This is a genomic window from Agrobacterium tumefaciens (genome assembly GCF_009649785.1).
Classification (GTDB): Bacteria; Pseudomonadota; Alphaproteobacteria; order Rhizobiales; family Rhizobiaceae; genus Agrobacterium; species Agrobacterium tumefaciens.
In genome coordinates this window covers 1-23,045 of sequence record NZ_WJOK01000037.1, presented here as the reverse complement: position 1 = coordinate 23,045, position 23,045 = coordinate 1, and the positions used below count along the sequence as shown (strand labels likewise).

Below are 23,045 nucleotides of genomic sequence, written 5' to 3'. Positions count from 1 at the left end.
CATCACAAAAAAAGCCCCACTTTTGCGGGGCTTTTTATTGTCTTGATGGATCAGAACGTCAGGGCGCGGTCGCCGTTTTCGTCCTTGATACGGCTTGGAAGACCGATCTTGTTCAGAAGGTTCAGGAAAGGCTGCGGTGGCAGTTCTTCCACATTGGCCATCTGCTTCACATCCCACTCGCCGGTGGCAATCAGCATGGCGGCAGCGACCGGAGGAACGCCGGCGGTGTAGGAAATGCCCTGCGATCCAACTTCTTCGTAGGCTTCCTTGTGGTCGGCCACGTTGTAGATGAAGACTTCGCGTTCCTTGCCATCCTTGATGCCCTTGACGACATCGCCGATGCAGGTCTTGCCGACATAGTCGGGTGCAAGCGAAGACGGATCCGGCAATACGGCCTTGACCACCTTCAACGGCACGACTTCCAGACCTTCGGCAGTCTTGACCGGCTTTTCGGAGAGAAGACCGAGGTTCTTCAGCACGGTAAAGACGTTGATGTAGTGATCGCCGAAGCCCATCCAGAAGCGCACATCGGCGCCATCCATGTTTTTGGATAGCGAATGCACTTCGTCATGGCCGGTCATATAGGCCTTCTGCTTGCCGACAACCGGCAGATCGAATTCCTGGCCGACCTCGAACATCTGGTTCGTCTGCCACTGACCATTCTGCCAGGAATAGACGACACCGGTGAATTCGCGGAAGTTGATTTCCGGATCGAAGTTGGTGGAGAACCAGCGGCCATGGCTGCCGGCATTGATATCGACGATATCGACCGAAGTGACCTTGTCGAAATATTCATCCTTGGCAAGGCGGGCATAGGCATTGACCACGCCGGGATCGAAACCGACGCCGAGCAGTGCCGTTACGCCCTTTTCCTTGCATTCGGCAGCGCGCTTCCACTCGTAGTTTCCGTACCACGGCGGCGCCTCGCAAATCTTGGTGGGATCCTCGTGGATCGCCGTATCCATATAAGCAACACCCGTGTCCATGCAGGCACGAAGAACGGACATGTTGACGAAAGCCGAACCGACGTTGATGACGATCTCTACGCCGGTTTTCGTAATCAAGGCTTTCGTCGCCTCGATATCCATCGCGTCAAGCGCATGGGCCTCAAGTTTCACATCTGTCTTGAGGCTCTTCTTTTCGCGTACGGACTCGACAATCTTGCGGCACTTTTCCAAAGTCCGTGACGCAATATGAATGTCTCCCAATACATCGCTGTTCTGGGCGCATTTATGCGCCACGACCTGTGCTACGCCACCGGCGCCGATGATCAGAACGTTCTTCTTCATTTCAGGTGATGCCTCCTTTTCCCCGCAGGGATCAGCTTCGTTTCATGTTAAAACAGGGTTTAAGACAGGCTTTGCTCGAAATCGGCAAAGTCGAATTCGCGAACGGCACGCACGCTGCCGTCGAGTTCCTTGATGGCAATCGCCGGCATCTTCACGCCATTGAACCAGTTCTTCTTGACCATGGTGTAGCCGGCCGCATCTTCAAAGGAGATACGATCACCGACCTTCAGCTCCTTGTCGAACCGGAAGTCGCCGAAAATATCGCCCGCAAGGCAGGATTTGCCGCAGACCATGTAGGGATGTTCGCCCTCGTTCGGCAAAACCTTGGCGGTTTCGCGGTAGATCAAGAGGTCAAGCATATGCGCTTCGATGGAGCTGTCGACGATGGCGAGGTTCTTGCCATTGAACAGCGTGTCGAGAACCGTCACTTCAAGCGTCGTGCTCTTGGTGATCGACGCTTCGCCGGGCTCAAGATAGACCTGAACGCCGTATTTTTCCGAAAAAGCCGCCAGGCGATCGCAGAACTGGTCGAGCGGATAGTTGTCGCCGGTAAAATGGATGCCGCCGCCGAGGCTGACCCACTCCGCACGCGACAGGAGCGATCCGAATTTCTCTTCGATCTGCGTCAACATGCGGTCGAACAACGAAAAATCGCCGTTTTCGCAATTGTTGTGGATCATGAAGCCGGAAATCCGGTCCATGACCTTGTCGACCTTGGCGACATCCCATTCGCCGAGACGGCTGAAGGGACGTGCGGGATCGGCAAGATCGAAGCTCGAAGAGCTGACCCGCGGATTGAGGCGCAGACCCCGGGTGATACCGGAGGCCTTTTCTGCAAAGCGCTCAAGCTGGCTGATGGAATTGAAGATGATCTTGTCCGCGTTCGAAATCACCTCGTCGATTTCGTAGTCGGCATAAGCGACGGAATAGGCGTGGGTTTCGCCACTGAATTTCTCGCGGCCCAGACGCACTTCATAAAGCGACGACGAGGTGGTGCCGTCCATATATTGCGACATGAAATCGAAAACGGACCATGTTGCAAAGCACTTCAGCGCCAGAAGCGCCTTAGCGCCGGATTTTTCCCGCACATAGGCAATCTTCTCCATGTTGCGAAGAAGTTTTGTCTTGTCGATGAGGTAATAGGGCGTCTGAAGCATGGCGTTTCACATATTGATTGAAGTCAAGGTCCGTCTGGATGATGGGCCTTATATGATGCTTGTTACAGGAAAACAAATGTCCGGCACCGAATTCCCGGAAAATTGCCCCCGCCGCAAAATCCGCGGGAGAAAACTCGCCAAGCCGCGGAACCAAGCAGGCATCGGCGCGTTTGAATGGCGGACAATCGGGTTTACGGCTGCCGCAACGAAAGTTCGTAAGCGTCGGCATTGATCCGCGGCGGCAGTCTTTTTGACCTGACGCCATTTCCATCAACGATGTTCCAGGAAGGACTTCACCCATGGCAAGCGTGCGTAGCAGCGTCAACGACAAGATCCAGCAATCCCTCGAAAACGGCGATGCAGCCGATGTGGCAGCACAGCTTGCCCAACTTCGCGAAGATCTGGCAAATCTTGCCAAGAGCGTTAAGGCGCTGGGCGTTGGAGCCTCGCATGAACTGAAGGCGCAGGCCGCCCGCGTGGCCGACGACGCACTGACCGCTTCCGGCGAGATGGCCGACAGCGTTCGCAACGAAATTTCCTCGCTGAACGACAATCTGACGGATCAGGTCCAGAAGAACCCGCTGCAGTCCCTCGGCATCGCCGTTGGTGTCGGTTTCGTGCTCGCCCTCCTCACACGTCGATAAGGCCGCATCATGCTTGAGGCATTGCTGGTCTATCTGGGAGACACCCAGCGTGAAGGACGCGTCGTGACACGGCGCCTGCGCGCCACGATAATCCTTTGGGTGCTGACCGGGATATTCTTCCTGATCGCCTTCGTAGCTGCTGTCGTGGCGGGTTCCATCTATCTTGCCCGGCATGTCGGCGCAGGGCCGGCCGCGCTTGTCGTAGCCGGTACGGCGTTTCTGCTTGGTGTCATCATGCTGGTGGCGCTTGCGATCGTCAAACGTCCTAGAGCCTATGTTGCAAGACGACCCGTCGCATCCTTGACGGCGGCTCCCTTGACCGCAGCACCTCTGGCGCTGCAATCGCTCCTGACGCTGGCGATCCAGGCGCGCCCCTACGCGACGCTCGCCGTTGCCATGGCTGCCGGCTTTCTGGCAACCAGAGCCAACACCAGGAAAAAGAAATAGGCACGCCTTCAGGCGCGTTTAAGGCTCTTCGTCAAACTCTCATTCGCTGCTGCGCATCCGGACCATGGATGCGCAGTTTTTTTTATGCTACCCGCGATGGATAGACTGGTTGATGGTGCTCAGTGCCACGCCGCCCTTATTTGAACAAAGTGAAATACAGTCTCCCGCACGTCCCGTTTTTTTTCTGAAAGGCGATTGATGAAGAAGAAAGTCCTTGTCGTCGGCGGTGCCGGCTATATCGGTTCGCATACCTGCCTTCTCCTGTCTGAGCGGGGATATGAACCGGTCGTTTTCGACAATCTGTCCAATGGACATGAGGAATTCGTCCGCTGGGGACCCTTCGAGCAGGGCGACATTCGCGACCGCGCGCGGCTGGACGAGGTTTTCGCCAGGCACCAGCCGGAGGCCGTACTCCACTTTGCGGCGCTGATTGAAGTCGGCGAATCGGTAAAGCAACCCGTGGCCTTCTACGACAACAACGTCATCGGTTCGCTCAACCTGCTGTCTGCCGCCATCGATGCCGGGGTCACGGCATTTGTTTTCTCCTCCACCTGCGCCACCTACGGTTTGCCGGAACAGGTGCCGATTGACGAGACGCACCGTCAGGCGCCGATCAACCCCTACGGCCGCACCAAATGGGTAGTCGAGCAGGCGCTGAAGGATTACAGCACCTATAAGGGGCTGCGCTCGGTGATGCTGCGCTATTTCAACGCCGCAGGTGCAGATTTCGAAGGCCGCATCGGCGAATGGCACAAGCCGGAAACCCACGCAATCCCGCTCGCCATCGAGGCGGCACTCGGTCGGCGTCAAGGCTTCAAGGTGTTCGGCACGGATTATGACACCCGCGACGGCACCTGCGTGCGTGACTACATCCATATTCTCGATCTTGCCGACGCCCATGTGCGGGCAGTGGACTATCTGCTGGCGGGCGGTGAAACGGTTGAACTCAACCTTGGCACCGGCACCGGCACGACTGTGAAGGAGTTGCTGGCTGCGATTTCGGACGTATCCGGCCGCCCCTTCCCGGTGGAATATACCGACCGCCGCGATGGCGATTCCACCACCCTTGTCGCCAATAACGACAAGGCAAAGGCGGTGTTGGGCTGGGAGCCGCGTTATTCCCTGTCTGATATCATCAAATCCGCCTGGGCTTGGCATTCCTCGCGCAACGCCGGGGACTGAGCGAACGCAATTTAAAACAAAAAGACACCGGCCAATGGCCGGTGTCTCTCGCGGGACGCCTGTTGAGGTCGATCCCGCTCCTGCCTCCCAGGTAAGGGGATCAGGGCTTGGTGGCGGACGTGGTGGTGCTGTCCGGAGCTGCAGGCGTTGCCGCGCTCTTTTCGCTGGCCTGCTGTTCCAGCGTCTTGAATTCCGGAGCAGCCTTCAGCGTTTCCGCCGTTTCGGTCGTCGTCAGGCGAATGGTGCCGTCCTGCGTGTTGCGGGTCATCGTTACCTTGTCCATAGGCACCGCGACATCCTTGGCACCTATACCGAGGAAACCGCCGACACCAATCACGGCTGCGACGAGACCGCCGTCTTTTTCCATGATGAGGTTGGTGACGTTACCGATGCTCTCGTCGGCTGCGGTATAAACCGACTTGCCGATGTAATCATTGGCACTGATCTGCGTTTCGCCCTGCTGGGTGATGTAAGCACCGCCCGTCGTCGCGGCCGCGCTATCATTGGCCAGAGGAGCCGCCGGCGCCATCGGGGTGGCGGGAGGCGTTGCCGGTTCGGTCTGAGCACTCGGATTTGCCGGTGCTGGCTGGGTTGTACCCTGAGCGATGGCAAGCGGCGCGAAAGCCGTCGTGCCCATCAGGGCGGCGGTGACGAGTATCGTAAGTTTCTTTGCCATTTTCGTACCTTCCTTTCATCGTTTTCGACTGGCCGGGCGGTGACGAGTTTCGCTTTCCACTCCATGACCGGTTCGCTTTGCAAACGGGCTGACCATTGAAATGGTTCCGATTTTTTCAGTCGCATAGACGCGATTGCGACATTTTGCGGCTCCCGAACGAAAAAATCAGGCATTGCTAAAGGAAGATGGCGCGGTATTATCCGTGACGTAACAATGCCGTAACTGCCGGAGTTTTTGCATGCCTCAACCCGGCAAAAAACTGAAAAACACGTTCTCGGCTTTACGTCGACGCAGTGCGAATTTTTTTCCGACGGCCTCCATCGGCACCTATCTGGTGGTGATGGCAACCGTCATCACCCTGCCGCTTATCCTTTTCGGCGGCTACTTGATGCTGCGCCTTGAAAGCGAAAAGCGCGACGACCTGCAACGGGAGACGATCGAGGATGTCAGGGTCGTCAGCCGCAACATCGATCGGCGCCTGCAGGAAATCGCCACCTCCCTCAATCTGCTGTCGCAATTCCCGGAACTCGAGAATGGCAATCTTGCCGCTTTTCAGGGACGTGTTGCCGAAAGCCTGAAACGGGAGGGCCTGTACGCCATTCTGGCTACCATGGAAGGCGAACAGTATCTCAATACCCGGGTGTCATTTGGCCAGCCTCTCAGCAAGGTGCCGGCCGAGGCCAATCTGGCCAAGGCAATCGAATCCCGTCGGATCACCGTTTCGGACATGTTTTTCGGCGCGACGAGCAAGGAATGGGTGTTCAACGTTACCTTGCCGCTCGACCCCAATCTGGGTTCCGCCGGAGATGCCCTGATCCTGACGCAGAATACAAGTGACCTGAGCCGGCTCATTCCCACGGAAAACCTGCCGCGCAACTGGGCGGTCGCCATTATCGACGGTAACAATCGTGTTGTCGTTTCCAGTGCGCAGAATGGGGTGGAAGTGGGCAAGCCATTTGCCAGCCCCGCCATTCTTTCAGAAATGCAGGCCTTCAGCGGCAATTTCTTCGACGACAAGGGCAACCTCTATGCCTATGCCCAATTGCCGGGCTGGCAATGGCGAACTGTGATGTGGGGGCCACTTGCCGCAAGTCAGGCAGCATTGGTCGACACGTGGCGGCAAATGATGATCGGCAGCACGATGCTCGTGCTCATCGCCATCGGCGGCGCCTATCTGGTCGGCCGGCAGTTGCGCAGTTCCATTCGCGATCTCACGCTCATGGCTGAACGCATCGGTGAAGGCGAGATCGTGGCGCCCGTCGATACCAAGATCAAGGAAGCCAACCAGGTCGCCGTCGCGCTCTCCAATGCTTCCTTCGACAGAAGCCAGTCGGAAGAACGGCTGCAACTTCTGCTGCACGAACTGGTTCACCGCTCCAAGAATATTCTTACGCTGGTTCAGGCGATGATCCGGCAATTGGGGCGGGAAAACAAAAGCATCCCGGACTTCCAGAAAGAGGTGGACCACCGCCTGCGCGGTCTCGGAATGTCGATCCGGGCATTGGCGGAGGTTCAATGGCAAGGCTTGCCGATCCGTAAGCTGATCGAGACCCACCTCGACGTTTTCGGCACCGTTTCGGAACGCTTCGAGCTGTCTGGGGACGATTTCATGCTTTCTCCGGAAGCGGCGCAAAATTTCGGGCTCGTGGTGCATGAGCTGACGACGAACTCCATCAAATACGGCGCCCTGTCGGTTGCGCTCGGAAAAATCACGGTGAGCTGGAAGCCGCTCGAAAAAGATGGACGTCAGATGATTTATATCGTCTGGACCGAAACGGGCGGGCCACCGGCGACGGAACCAAGCCGCAAGGGCTTTGGTACCACGGTCATCAAAAGGCATGCGGAAGGCGCATTCGGCGGACAGGTGGTGACGGAGTATCGCGAAACCGGGTTCGAATGGTCGCTTGAAGCGCCGATGCGCTATTTTATACCCAAGCGACCCGATCAGGCAGGCCCGCTTTGAAAAATGGCGTGCTGGATCCCCGTACCAGCAGACGAAAAGCAGCTAATTTCGCCCTCCACAAAAAAAAGATACGTTTTAGTGGAACCGAATTAGGGCGGATGCATTTTTACTGCAGGCCAAGCAATTCCCCCGTCCCCGCCTGACGCTTGGCTGACAATAAACAGGTTTCACCCCTGAAAACCTGTCATAATAAAAAAGCACGGCTCTTTCATGGGCCGTGCTTTTTTTTGCGTTCTCGCAAAAACGGCCGAAGTGCTGCCTATGAGGCAGGTCTCCAACCGAGGGCCATTATTTCGAAATTTCAATGTCGGTGACGTCCCCGGAAGGAAATTTAAGCCGGTAGACGATCCGCTCCGGCGTGAGGTGATATTCGGCACTCCCGCCCAATGCGGATGGAACGACCTTTTCCAGCACGACGCTGCCGAAACTGCCGCGCCTCGCCTGCGCCGGCTCTTTCGATGGCATGATCGGCTCGATCCACTCAACGATACAAAAATCGCCTTCCTGTCGGCATTGCAGCGAGATTGGCGGATGATAGGCGAGATTGCCGCTATGGCTGACCGTATTGACGACCAGCTCATGGAAAGCCAGACCGATATAAAGCGCGCCATTCGGATTGAGCAGCAGGTTTTCACCTTCCATGTGAATGAGATTAGGATATTCCGGCACATAGAGATCGAATTGCTGGCGAAGAAGCTCGAATATGCGAGCACCTCTCCAGTCGGAATCCGTGATGAGATCCTGACTTTGGGCAAGAGCGTGTAACCGGCCCCGAAACTTGCGCAGAAAATCATCCTTGGTGAGGCTGAAACGGGCCGTCTGGCCCGCAAGGCTCTGGATGATCGCCAGGAGGTTCTTGGAACGGTGGCTGACCTCGCGCAGCAGCGAGCGCAAAAGCTGCTCGCGCCGCCGTTCCGCCGTCACCTCGCGAATAGTGGTTTTCATCACCGCCTGCTTCGCCTGGTTGAAGGTGGAATGGATCTGGAACTGGAAAACCCGGTCATTGCCGGCATTAACTTCCAGCATGCCCCGACTGCCCACCACATTCATATCTTTTTTGAGTTCGGCAAGCCGCTCTGAAAGATCGGTGCCAAACACATTTTCATCCGTGGGATGGCTATCGGTCGGCAGACGCCACACATCCGGCAGATTGGCCACGAATATATACTCCCGGTTCCAGTCTTGTAACATGACTGTCTCGCCCGAATCGAGCAAAGCGAGGACGAGCGAATCGTGTAGCTCGCTCTCGTTCCTCTCCGCGTTATGCCATGCCAGCCGATGCAAATTCATCTCCCTGCAAAAAGCCGTGAGATCACCTCACGACCGTAACCGCGAACGTCCGGGTACCGTAGTTGTTCCCGGACAGTCTACGGTTTCGGCAAATTTCACGCCGCGACGCGAGAGCTTTCGTTGAAAAACAGGGCCTGGCTGATAAGCGCTTTCACCATGTCCGGGTTGAACGGCTTCGTAACGAGGAATGTCGGCTCGGGCCGCTCACCCGTCAAAAGACGCTCAGGGAAGGCTGTAATGAAGATCACCGGCAGAGACGTCATCTGAAGGATCTCCTTCATGGCATCGAGCCCGGAGCTGCCGTCTGCAAGCTGGATGTCGGCAAGGATCATCTTCGGCTGCGTGCGGTTGAAGAGATCGATCGCCTCCGCATGCGTGCGGGCAATACCCGTAACGCGATGGCCGAGATCGGTGACCATCTGCTCGATATCCATGGCGATCAGAGGTTCGTCCTCGATAATCATGATATCGGTGGCAACCTGGCGGGCGATTTCAGAGGCCGCCTCATCGATCAGCTGGCCGATCTGGGCTTCAGTTACCCTCAGAACCTCTGCTGCTTCCGAAGCTGTGAACTCTTCGACCGTGGTCAGAAGGAAAGCCTGGCGGGCGAGCGCTGGTACCGCAGAGAGGTTGGCGGAAGCGCGCTTTTCCCAACCTGACAGGTTTTCATCGGCCTTTATATTGATCGTGACGGAACTAAAAATAGATACGAACAATTGATAAAGCGAAACCCGATCGTTGCTTGTCGGCGGGAAGATGCTGATATCGGCGATCAGAGCTTCAAGTGTTGCTGCAACATAGGCATCGCCAGTGGATTGAGAGCCGCAAACGGCACGCGCGAACCTGCGCAGATATGGCAGGTGCGGTGCGATGCGTGTAGAAACTGACATGGAATTCTCCCCTTTCATGCGGTCTGCAACGCAAACCCACGATAGCAACGTGCGCATCATAAAAAAAGTTCCGGATCGCCGGAACTATTTTTTTCATCGCGCATTCTTGCCACGACACAAAAGGAATACCGGACGTTATGAACATATTTCAATCGGACCAAGATTCTCCGGACAATCCGGCCAACCCTCAGGTCCCGCACTCTGGACGTGCGGTGATTTCCCGCAAGCTTAGGGAACTCTACGATGCTGTTCAGGAAGAAGGCATCCCTGACAAATTCCTCGATCTTCTCGAGAAACTCGATGAAGCCGAAAACAGAGCCAAAGACAAGGCTTCGGGGGAATGATGGCGAAAGAGCCGGAGCAGACAGAATACAATTTCAAACGGGAAATGCTGGCGGCACTGCCAAACCTGCGCGCATTCGCGATCTCACTCATCCGTTCGAGGGATCGCGCTGACGACCTCGTGCAGGATACGATCATGAAGGCCTGGGCGAAACAGGAGAGTTTCCAGCCTGGCACCAACATGCGCGCATGGCTGGTGACGATCCTGCGTAACGAATTCTACAGCCAGATTCGCAAGTCCGGCCGCGAAGTACAGGATACCGACGGGGTTTACACCTCGCGCCTGTCGGTGCCGCCAGAACAGCATGGTTCGGTCGATCTTCAGGATTTTCGTACGGCACTTGCAAAATTGCCCGACGATCAGCGCGAAGCGATCTTGTTGATCGGCGCCTCGGGCTTTGCTTACGAAGAAGCAGCCGAGATTTGCGGGTGCCCGGTTGGCACGATCAAGAGCCGTGTCAGCCGCGCGCGATTGCGCCTGCAGGAACTTCTCGGCATCGAAAACGAAAACGAGTTTGGTCCTGACGCGCAGATGAGCGCCGTTACCGCCGCAGCCACCGCGCGCTGAGCTGGCAGAATTCGCAAAGCATTAGACGGGTAGGCTCATGCCTGCCCGTTTTTCTTCGCCGCGTCGTCAGATACCGGTCTCCTTGACCGACTGCATCACGACGAATGTCGAAGTGTTGGAAACCGATGGAAGGCTGGAGATTTTTTCGCCGAGCACCCTTCGGTATTTGCGGATATCGCTGGTGCGCACCTTCAGTAGATAATCGAAGGCGCCGGCGATCATGTGGCATTCCTCCACCTCCTTGATCTTGCGCACCGCCGTGTTGAATTCCTCAAGCGCCTTTTCGCGTGTGTCGGAAAGCTTGACCTCGGCGAAGGCGATATGGTCGACGCCCAGTTTCTGCGGATTGAGCACCGCACGGAAGCCCAGAATATAACCTTCATCCACCAACCGCTTGAGCCGCGTCTGGCACGGCGTCTTGGAGAGGCCGACCGTTTTCGACAGTTGCAGCACCGACATGCGCCCGTCTTCGCTGAGGGCCTCGAGAATCTTGAGATCGAAGTGGTCCAGATCGTCTGTTTTATGACTATTAGCCATGTGATTTCACGCCAATTTTGAATAATAAAAGTTCATATGGCCTGTTCTATCCTCAAAATAGGACCATAGCAATTTTTACGGCAATGATATTGTACACAGCAGAATGACAAGCGGCGAGCGGAGGACACGCTGCCGCTGACAGTCTGTCTTCAACAGCTTTTTCAGGATTTTCAGAATGGCCGATGGTGCAAGCAAAGCCGATGTAAACCCGCAGCAGACGGTGAACGGTATTTTCCAGAATTTTGCACCGCCCGTGCGCGAGCAGAGCCCGTTGCGCAAAGCAATTACCGCCGCTTACCGCCGCCCAGAGGAAGAGTGCCTGGCGCCTCTGATCGATGCTGCGACCGTCACGCCCGAGCAGGCCGCAGCCATTCGCACCACGGCAACCAAGCTGATCGAGGCGTTGCGCGCCAAGACGAAAGGCACCGGCGTCGAGGGGCTGGTGCAGGAATATTCGCTCTCCAGCCATGAGGGCGTGGCCCTGATGTGCCTTGCCGAAGCACTGCTGCGCATTCCCGACACCGCCACCCGCGACGCGCTGATCCGCGACAAGATCGCCCGCGGCGACTGGAAGTCCCACATCGGCGGCGGGCGCTCGCTGTTCGTCAACGCCGCAACCTGGGGTCTTGTCATCACCGGCAAGCTGACCTCGACGGTCAATGACAGCGGCCTTTCGGCGGCGCTGACCAAGCTGATCGCCAGGGCTGGCGAACCCGTCATTCGCCGCGGCGTCGATATGGCGATGCGCATGATGGGCGAGCAATTCGTGACCGGCGAAACGATTGGGGAAGCGATCAAGCGCTCGAAACCGCTGGAGGAACAGGGTTTCCAATATTCCTACGACATGCTCGGCGAAGCGGCGACCACCGCCAAGGATGCGGAGCGTTATTACAAGGACTACGAAAACGCGATCCACGCCATTGGCAAGGCCTCCGCCGGGCGTGGCATCTATGGTGGCCCCGGAATTTCCATCAAGCTTTCGGCCCTGCATCCGCGTTATGCCCGTGTGCAGGCAGAGCGGGTAATGGCGGAGCTTCTGCCGCGTGTGAAATCCCTGATGCTGCTCAGCAAGAAATACGATATCGGCCTCAACATTGACGCCGAGGAAGCCGACCGGCTGGAACTGTCGCTCGATCTTCTGGAGGAACTGGCGCTCGACAAGGATCTTGCCGGTTGGAACGGCCTAGGCTTCGTTGTGCAGGCCTATGGCCGCCGCTGCCCCTTTGTTCTCGACTACATCATCGATCTCGCCCAACGTGCCGGTCGCCGCATCATGGTGCGTCTTGTCAAGGGCGCCTACTGGGATGCGGAGATCAAGCGCGCACAGGTGGACGGGCTGGAAGACTTCCCGGTCTTCACCCGCAAAGTGCACACGGATGTCTCCTATATCGCCTGCGCCCGCAAGCTGCTTGCCGCGCGTGACGTCGTGTTCCCGCAATTTGCGACCCACAACGCCCAGTCCATGGCTACCATCTACCATCTCGCTGGTCCGGACTTCAAACTCGGTGATTACGAGTTCCAGTGCCTGCACGGCATGGGCGAACCGCTTTACAGCGAAGTCGTCGGCAAGAAAAAGCTCGATCGTCCCTGCCGCTTTTATGCGCCTGTTGGCACCCACGAGACGCTGCTTGCCTATCTCGTCCGCCGTCTGCTGGAAAACGGCGCGAACTCCTCCTTCGTCAACCGCATAGCAGATCCCGCCGTGCCGGTGGCTTCCCTGCTGGAAGATCCGGTCACCGTGGTCAAGGCTTACCCCGTTCCCGGCGCACGGCACGACCGCATTGCTGCACCCGCTGGTCTCTTCGGCCCCGAACGGGCAAATTCCGCCGGCCTCGATCTTTCGAATGAAACGGCACTTGCCGCGCTGGACAACGTCCTTAAGGCAGGTGCGACGACGGAATGGAAAGCCGCAGCACCGCATGCAGGCGGAAAGACACGCCCGGTCCTCAATCCCGGCGACCACAATGATGTCGTCGGCTATGTAACCGAACCGACAGAGGCCGATGTCGAGGCGGCAATGCAACGGGCCGCAGCCTCCAACTGGTCTTCCACGCCGGTCGAGGAGCGCGCCGCCTGCCTGGAGCGCGCTGCCGACCGGATGCAGGCCGAAATGCCGGCCCTGCTTGGCCTCATCATGCGCGAGGCCGGAAAATCCATGCCGAACGCCATTGCCGAGGTGCGCGAAGCGATTGACTTCCTGCGTTATTACGCAGCGGAAGCCCGGAAGACCTTCAAGGCCAACGAGACACCGCTCGGCCCGGTCGTCTGCATCAGCCCGTGGAACTTCCCGCTTGCCATCTTCATCGGCCAGGTAACGGCAGCACTGGTTGCCGGTAATCCGGTACTGGCAAAGCCCGCCGAAGAAACCCCGTTGATCGCCGCGCAGGGGGTACGCCTGCTGCATGAGGCAGGCGTTCCGCAGGACGCCGTGCAGCTTCTGCCAGGTGACGGCAAGACCGGTGCGGCACTAGTCGGCTCAGCGCTCACGGCGGGTGTGATGTTCACCGGATCCACTGAAGTGGCGCGGCTCATCCAGGGTCAACTCGCAGGCCGGGTTCTCGCAAACGGCCAGCCCGTTCCCCTGATTGCCGAGACCGGCGGCCAGAACGCCATGATCGTCGATTCCTCAGCGCTTGCCGAGCAGGTCGTCGCCGACGTCATCGCCTCTGCCTTCGACAGTGCCGGCCAGCGTTGCTCGGCGCTTCGCATTCTCTGCCTGCAGGAAGATGTGGCCGACCGCACCCTGACGATGCTGAAGGGCGCGCTGCACGAATTGCGCATCGGGCGCACCGATAGCCTTTCCGTCGATGTCGGCCCCGTGATCACCGCTGAAGCTAAAGGCATCATCGAAAAACACGTTGACAGCATGCGCGCACTCGGCCACCGGATCGAGCAGATTTCGCTTGCCGGCGAAACCGGCAAGGGCACCTTCGTGCCACCGACAATCATCGAGATGAAATCGCTCGCCGATCTTAAGAAAGAGGTCTTCGGGCCGGTGCTGCACGTCATCCGGTTCAAGCGCGACAATCTCGACCGGCTGATCGACGAGATCAACGCCACCGGCTATGGCCTGACCTTCGGCCTGCATACGCGTCTTGACGATACCATCCAGCATGTCCTGTCGCGCGTCGCGGCCGGTAATCTCTATGTGAACCGCAACATCATCGGCGCCGTGGTCGGCGTCCAGCCCTTTGGCGGGCGAGGCCTCTCCGGCACCGGCCCCAAGGCGGGCGGTCCGCTCTATCTCGGCCGCGTCACACAAACCGCGCCGAAGATCGACCGCGTTGCCAGCCAGCAGGACCAGGCGGCTGTCGATCTCGCCCGCTGGCTGGATGAAAACGGCCAGAGCGTTGCAGCCGAAGCCGCAAGACAGGCCGCAGCCCTATCCGGCCTCGGTTTCGAAACCGAACTGGCAGGCCCAGTCGGCGAACGCAACGTCTATGCGCTGCATCCGCGCGGCAAGGTGCTGCTTATTCCGGCCACGGAGCAAGGGCTCTATCGCCAGCTTGCGGCAGCGCTTGCCACCGGCAACTCGGTCGTTATCGATAATGCGTCGGGGCTGGAAAAGTCGATCTACGGATTGCCGGCAACCGTCACCTCGCGCATCACATGGGCTGACAGCTGGGAAAAATCCGCACCGTTCGCCGGCGCGCTGATCGAGGGCGATGCGGAACGTGTCGTTGCGATCAACAAGAAAATCGCCGCCCTGCCCGGTCCTCTGGTTCTGGTTCAGGCCGCCACGACGGAAGCGCTTGACCGTGAAACCCAGCCCTACAATCTCGACTGGCTGGTGGAAGAAGTCTCCGTCAGCGTCAACACAACGGCTGCCGGCGGCAATGCCAGCCTGATGAGCATCGGCTGATTATCTGGTTCCGGCAGGGTCTCGACCCTGCCGGTCCATCACATCACCCACCGATTTCACCACGACCGAAAAGCTGGTTCAGAACCTGCTCTTCAAGCCGCGCGAATTCCGGGGTGCCGTGTCGGCGCGGACGCGGCAGTTTCACATCGAGATCAAGGGCGATGCGCCCCTCATCAATCACGACGATGCGGTCTGCAAGTGCGACGGCTTCCGAAACATCGTGCGTAACGAGAACGGCGGTGAATTTCTGCTTGCGCCAGATGCGCTCCAGCAGAAGCTGCATTTCGATGCGGGTGAGCGCATCTAGCGCCCCGAGGGGTTCATCCAGCGCCAGAATTTGCGGATGCGCCACCAGCGCGCGTGCCAGCGCCACGCGCTGCTTCTGGCCTCCAGACAGGACATAGGGCCACTCGCCCGCCCGGTCCTTTAGCCCAACCTCTTCGAGAATGGCAAGCGCCTGCTCGTTCGCCGCCTCACCTTTGGCGATGCCGGTCAGGCCCACGGATACATTGTTTGCGATGCGCTCCCATGGCAGAAGGCGCGGCTCCTGAAACATCATGCGAGTGCGGCTCGATGCGTCTTTCGAAACGGTGCCGCTTGTGGGCGCATCAAGACCGGCCAAGATACGCAGAAGCGTGCTCTTGCCGCATCCACTCTTGCCGATAATAGCCAGAAACTCGCCTTCCCGCACATCGAGATCGATGCCGCGCAGAACCGGTTTATCGCCAAAGGTCTTTGTCACATTGCGGAAGCTGAAAGCGACCTTGCTGTCGTTCTGCTTGCCGCGCTGTTCAACCTTGGTCTCTGCCCCGGAAGGGGAGGATGATGGGGCATCGGGGCGTCTCAACGTCGTAACATTGCTGGTCGACATGGGTTACCTCAGACTTTCTTGAAGGCTGGATGCCACTGCAGGAAGATGCTTTCGAGGAAGCGGGCGAAACTGTCCGCCAGCTTGCCAAGAAGCGCGTAAATAAGGATCGACAGCACGACGACATCGATCAGCAGGAACTCGCGCGCCTGCATGGCCATGTAGCCGAGGCCGGAAGAGGAGGAAATTGTTTCCGCCACGATAAGCGTCAGCCACATGATGCCGAGCGCATAACGCAGGCCGGTGAAAATGGACGGCAGCGCGCCGGGCAGGATCACTCGCCGGAACAGGGTGAAGGGCGACATGCCATAGGTACGCCCCATCTCCACCAGTTGCGGATCGACCCCCTGAATGCCGAGCAGCGTGTTGATGTAGATGGGGAAAAACACTCCGAGTGCCACGAGGAAAAGCTTTGCCTCCTCGTCGATGCCGAACCAGAGGATGACGAGCGGAATGAGCGCCAGATGCGGGATGTTGCGGATCATCTGCAGCGTCGTGTCGGTAAAGCTGCGGGAAAACCGCGACAGTCCGTTGGCCAGCCCGAAGATGAAACCAATCGCGCCGCCAACGGCGAAACCGGCCAGAGCGCGAGCGGAGCTGACACCGATATTGGCGATGAGTTCCCCTGAAAGCAAAAGCCGCCAGAAGGCTTCCGCGACGGCAGAGGGAGCCGGCAGGACGTTTGCCGAAATGAGACCGACGCGGGCAGCAAGCTCCCAGCCGGCAAGAATGATGGCAGGAAGCAACCAGCCCGTGATGCTTCCAGCCTCGATACGCCTTCTGATGCTCATCGCGAAGCCCTCCGTATCCGGGATCAGTTGGTGGCGCCTGACCAGACGGCATCCTTGATGCTGATCTGCTTAGGGATCAGGCCCAGGCGATAAAAGCGGTCGGCAGTTTCCTGCTGGCTGGCAATGATCTTGTCATCGATTTTCGAAATACCGAATTCCGAACGGTTCGCAGCCAGCGTCTGCGCTTCCAGCGGTACACCTGTCACCTCATGCAGGGCTGCCGCAACCTTGTCGCGGTTGGCGGCGGACCATTTGGCCGCCTCGCCCAGGGCATCAAGCGTTATATTGATGGTGTCGGCATGGGATTTGGCATAGTCGCGGTTGGCGAGGAAATAGGTACTCACATTGAGAACCTCGCTGGTGCGGGCCAGAGTGACGGGCTTATAGCGCGTCTCGGCAATTGCATAGAACGGATCCCAGACGGCCCAGGCGTCGATCTTGTCGCTGGCAAAGGCTGCCGCCGCGTCAGCCGGGCTGAGATAGACCACGTCGATATCGCTAAATTTCAGGCCGTTCTTCTCAATTGCCGCCACCAGCAGATTGTGGGCGCTTGTGCCCTTGCCGACGCCGACCTTCTTGCCCTTCAGATCGGCAACCGACTTTATACCGCTCTCGGGCTTGGTGAAGATCGCCTCACCTTTACCGTTCGAGGGAAGAGCCGCAACGTAAACGATGGCCGAACCGGCGGCCTGACCGAAGATTGGCGGCGCATCGCCCGTCCAACCGACATTGATGGAGCCAACATTCAAGGCCTCCACCAGCGGCGGGCCTGCGGTGAATTCGACCCACGAAACCTTGACGCCCTTGGCCTCAAGCGCCTTTTCGATGACGCCCTGTTGCCTCGCGATCACCGGCAGGCCGGTTTTCTGATAACCGATCTTCAGCTCTTCCGCCGCCTGCGCCTGCAAGGGCAGAACGGACAATGCAGCGACAACAAGAAAACTGGCGGAGAGGGCACGACGGGTAATGGCTGGCATTTTAGCTCCTTGTCGCCGACCCCTGGGGCCGGTTTGCGATATGGAGCAATGCTAGGGTTTTCGATGAAAACGATAGAGAGAGGATAATTCAATATCAGCGATATTGCGGGAATAAAATTCCGCAGAGACGCCTCTTTCCCGCAAATCATCGCAGGAAGCATTACCAAGCCTGCTTAACAGACGAATGCCGGTGCGGACTGGCCGCACCGGCATGATGGATCAATATCGCTATCGAACGCGCAAACTTGCGAAGCGATTTACTCGATATCGAAGGAAACGCCCTGCGCCAAAGGCAGCGCCTTGGAGTAGTTGATGGTGTTGGTGGCGCGGCGCATATAGGCCTTCCATGCATCCGAACCGGATTCGCGGCCACCGCCGGTTTCCTTTTCACCACCGAATGCGCCGCCGATTTCCGCGCCCGAGGTTCCGATATTGACGTTGGCGATGCCGCAATCCGAGCCTTCCGAAGACAGGAAACGTTCCGATTCCTGAATGTCGCGGGTGAAGATCGACGACGACAGACCAGCGGCAACGGCGTTATGCGCGTCAATCGCCTGATCGAGATCGCTGTACTTCATCACATAAAGGATCGGCGCGAAGGTCTCTTCCAACACCGGCCCCGCCTGTTCAGGCATTTCGACAAGTGCCGGCTTTACATAATAGGCATCCGGCGCACCCGTATCCACTCGCCCGCCGCCATTCACCACGCCGTCATGCGCCTTGGCCGCTTCGAGCGCCTTCTGCATGCCGTCGAAAGCCGCCTTGTCCACCAGCGGTCCGACAAGCGCCGATGTTTCGAGCGGATTGCCGACGGATACGGAGGCGTAGGCCTTTTTCAGACGCGGCACGAGCTGGTCGTAAACACTGTCATGCACGAAGAGACGGCGAAGCGTGGTGCAGCGCTGGCCGGCCGTGCCCATGGCGCCGAAGGCAATGGCGCGCAGCGCCATGTCGAGATCGGCAGACGGGCAGACGATGCCGGCATTGTTGCCGCCCAGTTCCAGAATGGCGCGGGCGAAGCGCTTCGCCAGACGCGGGCCGACATCGCGGCCCATGCGGGTGGAACCGGTTGCAGAAACCAGGGGAACCTTGGGGTTGTCCACCAATGCTTCACCAACGGCGCGGTCGCCGATCAGAAGCTGCGACAGCCCTTCCGGCGCATCGCCAAAACGGGCTACGGCACGTTCGAAGATGCCCTGAACCGCAAGTGCCGTCAGCGGGGTCTTTTCAGATGGCTTCCAGACCACCGAATTGCCGCAGACTAGCGCGAGTGCCGCGTTCCACGACCAGACCGCGACCGGAAAATTGAAAGCGGAGATAACGCCGACAACGCCGAGCGGATGCCAGGTTTCCATCATACGGTGGCCGGGGCGTTCGGTGGCGATGGTGAGGCCGTAAAGCTGGCGGGACAAGCCGACCGCGAAATCGCAGATATCGATCATCTCCTGCACTTCGCCGAGACCTTCGGACGGGACCTTGCCCGCTTCCAGCGAGACGAGCCGACCGAGATCTGCCTTGAAGGAGCGCAGTTCTTCGCCCAGAAGCCGGATCAGTTCGCCACGGCGCGGAGCAGGCACGTTGCGCCAAATCTTGAAGGCGGCATCGGCCTTGTCGACCACGGCTGCGACACCCTCGACCGAAATGGTCTTGAGGCTTGCGATCTGTTCACCCGTTACCGGGCTGAACGACGCCATATCGCCGCCGGTATAAAGATCGCGGGCGACGCCCATTCTGTCGAGCAGGGCCGCGGCTTCCTGTTTCACGTCAAGCTTCGTGGTCGCATCCATGTCAAATTATCCTTTTTGGCTCAAAGGGGAGGAAAGGCCGTTTTTGATACGGCGCTTTCAACTCCCGTCGCTGTTCTTTCCCCGAATTTATCATTTTGTGAAACGGCGCCTCCGTCGAAGCCGGCAAAACACCATTCCATTCTTTCCCGTAATCATATATGGCCATAATGACCCTTTTCCAATGAGGAAAGCGGGTAAGTTGATGCGAGAATGGTATGGATCCGCGCAGAAGACTGGTCCCTGATATCGTAACCCTGCAAGCATTCGAGTGTGCCGCAAGGCATGGGAATTTTACCCGTGCGGCGGAAGAACTCAACCTCACGCAAAGTGCGGTCAGCCGGCAGATCGGCGAACTCGAGGCGCAGACCGGAATGCAGCTTTTCGAACGCATCCGCCGGCGCGTCGTCCTGTCGGAAGCGGGTCGCAAATTCCTGCCAGACGTGCGGCGCCTGTTGCAGCAATCCGAACAGCTGATGGTGCGCGCGGTCTCGGCCGGAACATCTCATGCATCACTTTCCGTCGCCACCCTGCCAACCTTCGGCAGCCGCTGGCTGATGCCGCGTCTGCACCGCTTCATCGACGCCAACCCGGAAATGACCATCACCATCGGCTCGCGCTCGCACCCTTTCGATTTCGATGAGGAAGGTTTCGACCTCGCCATCCATTACGGCCAGCCGGTCTGGGCGCACGGCACCTGCACCTTTTTATGCAACGAAGTGATCGTGCCGGTCGCCAGCCCCGCTCTGCTTCAGCGCGCGGGAATGAGAGAGCCGGAGGATTTTAACCGACAACCGTTGCTGCACGTGACCACACGGCCGAAACTATGGACTGAGTGGCTGGAGATGAATGGGGTAACGGCGGAGAATGCCTATAGAGGCAGCCGTTTCGACCAGTTTTCGATGATCATTGAAGCAGCCATAAGCGGCATTGGCTTTGCCCTTCTGCCGAAATATCTGATCGAGGCGGAACTCGTCTCCGGCCGTCTCGAAATCGTCTTCGACATTCCACTGCAAACCGACAAGAGCTATTATGTTGCCCTGCCGGAAGGGCGGCAGGACAATGTCCTTGCCCGCGCCTTCCAGGCATGGCTTCTCGATCAGGTCGGCAAGCCGGCCTAGATATTCACACAGTGCCGCCGATGGAAACCTCGTCAAGCCCCGGCAGATCGGGGCCGACCGGCACGATCCGGGTCGGATTGAGCGCCTTGATCGAATAATAACCGCGCTTGATGTGGTCGATATTGACCGTGTCACGCACGCCCGGAATGTTTAGCACCCGCATCATATAGGCCTGCAGGGCCCGATAGTCGGCAATGCGGCGAAGGTTGCACTTGAAGAGGCCGTAATAGGCGGCATCGAAACGCACCAGCGTCACGAAAAGCCTGACATCCGTTTCCGTCAGGCGATCGCCGAAGAGGAAGGGACCGCCTGATGCCAGGCGAGTTTCAAGTTCCTGAAGTGTCGCGAAGACGTCGGCAAAGGCTTCCTCATAGGCAAGCTGGGTGGTGGCAAAACCGGTTCTGTAGACACCGTTGTTGAGGCGGGGATAGATATGGTCGTTGAGCGCATCAATCGCGTCCCGCAGATCTTCCGGATAAAGATCGATGCCGTTATCGGCCAGATCGCCGAAACCGGAATTCAGCATGCGGAGAATGTCGGCGGATTCGTTGTTGACGATGGTTTTCGTCTTCTTGTCCCAAAGAACCGGAACGGTGGCACGGCCGGTATAATGCGGATCGGCGCTGGTATAGGCTTCGTGCATATAAGCGAAGCCGTTCAGCCCGTCGCGATCCGAACCTGGATAATCGCCGAATTTCCAACCCTCGTCGGAGAGCGCCGGCTCCACAATTGAGACCGAAATGACATCCTCGAGCTTCTTGAGCTTGCGGCCGATCAGCGTGCGTGAGGCCCATGGACAAATCAGCGCGACATAGAGATGATAGCGCCCAGCCTCGGCCTTGAAACCGCCCTCTCCCGTCGGGCCTGCTGAACCATCAGACGTTACCCAGTTGCGGAAGCCGGATGTCTGGCGAACGAAACCACCCTTCTTGTCGGTCGCCTGCACCGGGTGCCATTCGGCGGTCCACTTTCCATCCACGAGCATTTTGGGCTCTCCATTCATCTATCGATGAAAAGCTTATGGGGCCGTCTGCACCCACCCCACAAGCCGCGCTTCGGTTGACGCACTGTTTCCGATCGATGGATGACTTCAAAGCCGATTGCGGAAAAACGGATTCCAGCGAACTGTGCCGAGCCTGACCCTTTCGCGGATCATCGTCAGAAGTCCCGATGCGGCGATGACACCCAGCCCAAGCACCGCGATCGCATCCGGATATTCGTGGAAGAAAGTCATGCCGATCGCCACGGCCCAGAGGATCTGAGAATAATGCGAGGGTGCAATCTGGCTGGCCGGCGCGATACGTGTTGCGACGAGCAGCGTTATCTGTCCCGTCGCCGTGCAGAGGCCGATGAAGGCAAAGGCGGCGAACTGGTGCAGATTGGGCATGACGAACTCGGGAATCGAGGCAATGCCGTTGAAGGTGAGGCCGTAGACCAAAAGCACGCCCATTATCGAGGTGCGCTTCTCCTTGCCCGCAAGCGAGCGGAGCAGCACGATGGTCATCGCCGCCAGGAATGCGACACCGATGGCTGCGACGTGCCCGAGTTCCAGCGCCTTGAAGCCGGGCCGCACGACGAGCAGAACACCGACGATGCCGGCCAGAACGGCCGCCCAGCGCCATGGCCCTATATCTTCCTTCAATACGACAGCCGACAGCACTGTCACAAACAACGGTGAGAGAAAGATCAGCGCATAGGCTTCGGCCAGCGGAATGGTGGTGAAGGCATAGATACCGAGAATACCGGCGAACAGGCCGGAAATCGCCCGCCCGTGCACCGCAAACGGACGGCTCATGCGCCAGAATTCACGCCACCTTTCCTCACGCGGCTTGCTGAAGAAGATGAAGATGCCGGAAAACAGGATGCTGAAAAAGCCGATCTCGAAAACGCTGATCTGTGATCCAAGCGACTTGATCGTGGCATCGCCCAGGGAAAAGGTCGCATAAGCGAACAGACCGAGCAGAAAACCCTTTTGCATTTGAACTTCCCCGAACAGCGACCGCAACGCAAAGCGCACCCCGGCCGCTTAAAGCAACCCGGACGCCCCTTAAGGGACAGACAGTCTGGCAGATTTGATCCTCACCCTATGGCTAGACCCGGCTACCTATGAGTGCAAGCCGCAAAAGCCGCAAAAACACCCGATCCGACCGCATCGATGCAGATGGCCGCAAGGTGCGGCAAATTTGTCCCGTCGACGCCATCATATCACCGTCACGGAAAGAGGTTAGCCCGTGTTGATCGTGGCGCTTGGCGGCAAGCGTGAAGGCGGCTAAACAATGTGGTGTGATTGCACCCGCTGATTTCGCCTGAAGCTTGCTGCGCGAACATCGCCTCACGAACCGAAAGGAAGAAGAATGCGGATAGTGATGATCGGTGCCGGTTATGTCGGCCTTGTTTCCGGTGCGTGTTTTGCCGATTTCGGCCATGACGTGATCTGCGTGGACAAGATGCCGGAGAAGATCGAAGCGCTGAAAAGCGGCCATATCCCGATCTTCGAACCGGGTCTGGAAGTCATCGTTGCCAACAACGCCAAGGCGGGCCGATTGAGCTTCACCACCGATCTCTCCTCCGCGGTTGCCAATGCCGATGTCGTCTTCATCGCGGTCGGTACGCCCTCGCGTCGCGGCGACGGCCACGCCGATCTCGGTTATGTCTAT

The 23,045-nt window shown here is 58.3% G+C and carries 22 protein-coding genes; 10 read left to right on the top strand and 12 right to left on the bottom strand.

All coding sequences use genetic code 11. The annotated features are described in order from the left end of the window. Positions 1-50: 50 nt before the first annotated feature. Positions 51-1,289, bottom strand: a complete 1,239-nt coding sequence (locus GH784_RS25560) for a saccharopine dehydrogenase family protein (protein ID WP_013762136.1) — start codon at positions 1,287-1,289, stop codon at positions 51-53. 59 nt (positions 1,290-1,348) lie between these two features. Continuing rightward, positions 1,349-2,446, bottom strand: coding sequence for a carboxynorspermidine decarboxylase (gene nspC / locus GH784_RS25555; protein ID WP_065702980.1), 1,098 nt, complete (start codon positions 2,444-2,446; stop codon positions 1,349-1,351). Here nspC and GH784_RS25550 point away from each other — a divergent pair. From GH784_RS25550 to galE, 4 genes are all read left to right on the top strand, one after another. Next, positions 2,445-2,678, top strand: a complete 234-nt coding sequence (locus GH784_RS25550; protein WP_004432079.1) for a hypothetical protein — start codon at positions 2,445-2,447, stop codon at positions 2,676-2,678. The two genes, nspC and GH784_RS25550, sit on opposite strands and share 2 nt — an antisense overlap. Positions 2,679-2,745: 67 nt before the next feature. Further along, on the top strand, positions 2,746-3,090 hold the full coding sequence (locus GH784_RS25545) for a DUF883 family protein (protein ID WP_004432077.1): 345 nt from the start codon (positions 2,746-2,748) through the stop codon (positions 3,088-3,090). 9 nt (positions 3,091-3,099) lie between these two features. Next, positions 3,100-3,537, top strand: coding sequence for a hypothetical protein (locus GH784_RS25540; RefSeq protein ID WP_065702978.1), 438 nt, complete (start codon positions 3,100-3,102; stop codon positions 3,535-3,537). Between the two features lie 198 nt (positions 3,538-3,735). After that, a complete protein-coding gene (gene galE / locus GH784_RS25535) occupies positions 3,736-4,719 on the top strand; it encodes a UDP-glucose 4-epimerase GalE (protein WP_065702975.1) in 984 nt (327 codons plus the stop codon). A gap of 100 nt (positions 4,720-4,819) precedes the next feature. Here galE and GH784_RS25530 read toward each other — a convergent pair whose 3' ends face one another. Next, positions 4,820-5,395: a PRC-barrel domain-containing protein gene (locus GH784_RS25530; RefSeq protein ID WP_004432071.1), complete on the bottom strand. Its 576-nt coding sequence runs from the start codon at positions 5,393-5,395 to the stop codon at positions 4,820-4,822. 238 nt (positions 5,396-5,633) lie between these two features. Between GH784_RS25530 and GH784_RS25525 the strand changes: the two genes are divergently transcribed. Continuing rightward, positions 5,634-7,358 carry a sensor histidine kinase gene (locus GH784_RS25525; RefSeq protein WP_065702973.1) on the top strand — a complete coding sequence of 575 codons (1,725 nt, stop codon included), beginning with the start codon at positions 5,634-5,636 and terminating at the stop codon, positions 7,356-7,358. 288 nt (positions 7,359-7,646) lie between these two features. Here the strand turns inward: GH784_RS25525 and GH784_RS25520 are convergent, their stop codons facing one another. Then, positions 7,647-8,648, bottom strand: coding sequence for a sensor histidine kinase (locus GH784_RS25520; protein ID WP_153793937.1), 1,002 nt, complete (start codon positions 8,646-8,648; stop codon positions 7,647-7,649). A 95-nt stretch (positions 8,649-8,743) separates the two neighbouring features. Continuing rightward, a complete protein-coding gene (locus GH784_RS25515) occupies positions 8,744-9,538 on the bottom strand; it encodes a response regulator (RefSeq protein ID WP_004432063.1) in 795 nt (264 codons plus the stop codon). 137 nt (positions 9,539-9,675) lie between these two features. Between GH784_RS25515 and GH784_RS25510 the strand changes: the two genes are divergently transcribed. Together GH784_RS25510 and GH784_RS25505 are read left to right on the top strand one after the other, a co-directional pair. After that, positions 9,676-9,882, top strand: a complete 207-nt coding sequence (locus tag GH784_RS25510) for a NepR family anti-sigma factor (protein WP_004432062.1) — start codon at positions 9,676-9,678, stop codon at positions 9,880-9,882. After that, the gene (locus GH784_RS25505) at positions 9,882-10,448 is read left to right on the top strand and encodes an RNA polymerase sigma factor (protein WP_004432061.1); all 567 of its coding nucleotides are present in this window, start codon (positions 9,882-9,884) and stop codon (positions 10,446-10,448) included. The genes GH784_RS25510 and GH784_RS25505 overlap by 1 nt, the downstream gene beginning before the upstream one ends. A 66-nt stretch (positions 10,449-10,514) precedes the next feature. Here GH784_RS25505 and GH784_RS25500 read toward each other — a convergent pair whose 3' ends face one another. After that, on the bottom strand, positions 10,515-10,985 hold the full coding sequence (locus GH784_RS25500; protein WP_153793936.1) for an Lrp/AsnC ligand binding domain-containing protein: 471 nt from the start codon (positions 10,983-10,985) through the stop codon (positions 10,515-10,517). A gap of 175 nt (positions 10,986-11,160) precedes the next feature. Here GH784_RS25500 and putA point away from each other — a divergent pair, with 175 nt between their 5' ends. Beyond that, on the top strand, positions 11,161-14,847 hold the full coding sequence (putA, locus tag GH784_RS25495) for a trifunctional transcriptional regulator/proline dehydrogenase/L-glutamate gamma-semialdehyde dehydrogenase (protein ID WP_004432057.1): 3,687 nt from the start codon (positions 11,161-11,163) through the stop codon (positions 14,845-14,847). A gap of 43 nt (positions 14,848-14,890) precedes the next feature. Here putA and GH784_RS25490 read toward each other — a convergent pair whose 3' ends face one another. From GH784_RS25490 to amaB, 4 genes are all read right to left on the bottom strand, one after another. Then, entirely contained in the window at positions 14,891-15,718 is an 828-nt protein-coding gene (locus tag GH784_RS25490; RefSeq protein WP_004432043.1) for an ABC transporter ATP-binding protein, read from the bottom strand. 8 nt (positions 15,719-15,726) lie between these two features. After that, positions 15,727-16,506, bottom strand: coding sequence for an ABC transporter permease subunit (locus GH784_RS25485; protein ID WP_004432039.1), 780 nt, complete (start codon positions 16,504-16,506; stop codon positions 15,727-15,729). Positions 16,507-16,529: 23 nt separating this feature from the next. Further along, entirely contained in the window at positions 16,530-17,483 is a 954-nt protein-coding gene (locus GH784_RS25480; protein ID WP_038494703.1) for an aliphatic sulfonate ABC transporter substrate-binding protein, read from the bottom strand. Between the two features lie 257 nt (positions 17,484-17,740). Continuing rightward, positions 17,741-19,270, bottom strand: coding sequence for an L-piperidine-6-carboxylate dehydrogenase (gene amaB / locus GH784_RS25475; RefSeq protein WP_013762124.1), 1,530 nt, complete (start codon positions 19,268-19,270; stop codon positions 17,741-17,743). Positions 19,271-19,485: 215 nt separating this feature from the next. Between amaB and GH784_RS25470 the strand changes: the two genes are divergently transcribed. Continuing rightward, complete coding sequence (locus GH784_RS25470) at positions 19,486-20,388, top strand: LysR family transcriptional regulator (RefSeq protein WP_004432029.1); 903 nt, start codon at positions 19,486-19,488, stop codon at positions 20,386-20,388. Positions 20,389-20,392: 4 nt separating this feature from the next. On the opposite strand, the gene GH784_RS25465 is transcribed toward GH784_RS25470, so the two are convergent. Continuing rightward, positions 20,393-21,373 carry a glutathione S-transferase family protein gene (locus tag GH784_RS25465; RefSeq protein ID WP_004432027.1) on the bottom strand — a complete coding sequence of 327 codons (981 nt, stop codon included), beginning with the start codon at positions 21,371-21,373 and terminating at the stop codon, positions 20,393-20,395. 105 nt (positions 21,374-21,478) lie between these two features. Then, the gene (locus GH784_RS25460; protein WP_004432025.1) at positions 21,479-22,366 is read right to left on the bottom strand and encodes a DMT family transporter; all 888 of its coding nucleotides are present in this window, start codon (positions 22,364-22,366) and stop codon (positions 21,479-21,481) included. Between the two features lie 376 nt (positions 22,367-22,742). On the opposite strand from GH784_RS25460, the gene GH784_RS25455 reads away from it, so the two are divergent. Then, positions 22,743-23,045, top strand: a 303-nt coding sequence (locus GH784_RS25455; RefSeq protein ID WP_194843007.1) for a 3-hydroxyacyl-CoA dehydrogenase NAD-binding domain-containing protein, incomplete at its 3' end; no start/stop codon positions are given.